Genomic DNA, 2,335 nt, shown 5'->3' with positions numbered 1-2,335 from the left:
CAAACTAATTTAAATTGACACCCGTGGGGGGGCGCGGGGCACCCCCCCCCCCCCCACCCCGGCCTTCCCCGCCACCGGGCTCAGGCTCGGGAAACCCGCACGTCGGCGGCCTTCACGAACGCGACCCGGTGCCCGAACTGGATCTCGTAGTACTCCTCCCGGCCCCGCACGACCTTGTGCCCGGTCGTGTCGAACACCGGCGCGAAGTAGTACTCGCCCGGGGTGCGATCGCCCACCACGTACCGCTGCCCCGCGAGCAGCTTGTACGGCAACGGCGACACCGACTGGACCGGGACACCCGCCGGATACGCCGACGCCTCCGGATAGGCGCGCCCGTACACCGGGATCTCCGCCGCGCCGTCCTTCGGCGACAGCACCCACCCCCGCGCGTTCACCGCCGTCGGCTCCGCCTCCGGGTTGTGGAACCACGCCTTCTGCCCCAGGTACCAGATCGCCGTCCAGTCACCCCGGCGCTCCGCCACCGCGTACTGCTGGCCCGTCGACGCCCGCGCCCCCGTGTCGTTCACCCCGGTCGTCGAGTCCTGACCGCCCGGCCGCAGACCGACGTCCTTCAGCAGCGGGGCGTCCGCGCTCGGCGCGGTGTGCAGCCGGACCGCACCGCTGCCGTGCGGGGCGCACGCCTGTCCCGCCTTCACACACCCGGTGTACACCGGCTGGTGCCTGGCGTAGTCGGGCCGGATCGTCACCACAGCCGCGTCCGGGCCCGCGCTCGGCGTGAACGGACGGCCCAGCAGCCGGAAGTAGTGCGCCCAGTCCCAGTACGGACCCGGGTCCGTGTGCATCCCCCGGATCGTCGAGGTCACCGTGCCGGGCACGTTGTCGTGGCCGAGGACGTGCTGCCGGTCCAGCGGGATGTCGTAGAGCTTGGCGAGATGACGCACCAGGCGCGCCGAGGTGCGGTACATCGCCTCCGTGTACCAGGAGTCGGGCGAGGTCAGGAAGCCCTCGTGCTCCAGGCCCACCGACTTGGCGTTCACGAACCAGTTGCCCGCGTGCCAGCCGACGTCCTTGAGCGGCAGATGCTGGGCGATGTGCCCGTCCGACGAACGCAACGAGTACTGCCAGGACACGTACGTCGGGTCCTGCACCAGCTTCAGGGTGACGTCCCACGTGGCCTCGGTGTCATGGACGATGATGTAGTCGATCGACTGGGACGCGGGCCGGTTCCCCTTGTCATGGTTGCCGTAGTCCCCGTCACCGAACTCCTGGTACGGCGCCGGGATCCACTCGCAGGCGACCGTCCGCGGGCACTCCGTCCGTCCGGCGTCGGCGGTCCGCAGACCCAGCGACTCCACCTGCCCGGTCGCGGGCGCGATGTCCGCGTCGGCGGCCAGCGTGACCACCTGCCCGCTGTCGGTGGTACGGGACTCACCGCCGCGGATGATGTCGTACACGTCGTTCGCGTACGTCGTCGCCGTCGCCGTGTCGTCCGCGCCGGAGTAGCGCGCCACCGCCCCGAACCAGTCGGCCGGGTCGGCGCTCAGCGGCCGGCCCGACTCCCGCTGGGCCGCGGCGAGTAGCGCGGCCCCGCCCTCGATGTTCGCCGCGGTGCTCGTCCGCAGCTCCTCGGCGGGGATCCCCGACAACGCGGCCGCCCGGTCCAGGGTCTTCAGGCGCGCCGGGAGATCGGCGGCCGTCGGCAGCGGGGTCTGCGTCTCCGCTCCATGACGAGGGGTACGGGAGTCGTCGCCGCGCGCGTCCTCCTCCCCATGCGAGTGGTGCGGGGCCTGGGCGAGCGCGGTCACGGCGTCCGTCAGATGCATCGGACCGTAGCCGCCCGTCACACTCGGCGCCCCACCGTGCCCGTCCCACCGAGACTGGAGGTACGACACGGCGAGGAGCACACTCTCCGGAACGCCCTGGCGTGCGGCGGCCGCCGCGAACTGGCGCTGCAGCGAGTCAGCCTCCCGTGGTTCGGCGGTGGCCGACGGGGCGGCGACGAGGAGGGGCAACAGCAGAGCGGCAGACGCCGCGGCGCGCGCTCGAGGGGCACGTCTGCGTGAGGCGGAACGGTGCAAGGCAGCCTCCGGGAACGGGGGAGTGAGGGGGCGTGCGGGGCCGAACCCGTACAGGGGTATCGGCTCACCGACGATCCGTCAATCACCTCTCCCGGCACGGGATTTCCCATGTCAGAAGCTATTTCACGGAGTTTCGCCAGGACAGTGCCCGGGCCTGCGGCGCGCCAGTGGAGTGGACCAATGCCGGTCCCCGCGCGGCGCCGGGAAACGAAGACGCCCCGCGCGCCCGGTGTGTCGGCACCGGGGGGTGACCCCGGCGCCGGTGGAGGAGTGGGTGACGCGCCAGCCGTGGCAGG

1 protein-coding gene is annotated in these 2,335 nt (G+C 72.2%); it reads right to left on the bottom strand.

All coding sequences use genetic code 11. The features are described from left to right. Nucleotides 1-80: 80 nt before the first annotated feature. Nucleotides 81-1,973 (bottom strand): peptidoglycan recognition family protein, encoded by a 1,893-nt coding sequence (locus ABZY12_RS34300; protein ID WP_356897371.1) that lies wholly within the window; start codon nt 1,971-1,973, stop codon nt 81-83. Nucleotides 1,974-2,335 lie beyond the last annotated feature (362 nt).

Source organism: Streptomyces sp. NPDC006551, from assembly GCF_040611675.1.
Taxonomy (GTDB): domain Bacteria; phylum Actinomycetota; class Actinomycetes; order Streptomycetales; family Streptomycetaceae; genus Streptomyces.
The sequence above is the reverse complement of the archived record's forward strand: the minus strand, read 5'-3'. Positions and strand labels throughout refer to the sequence as shown.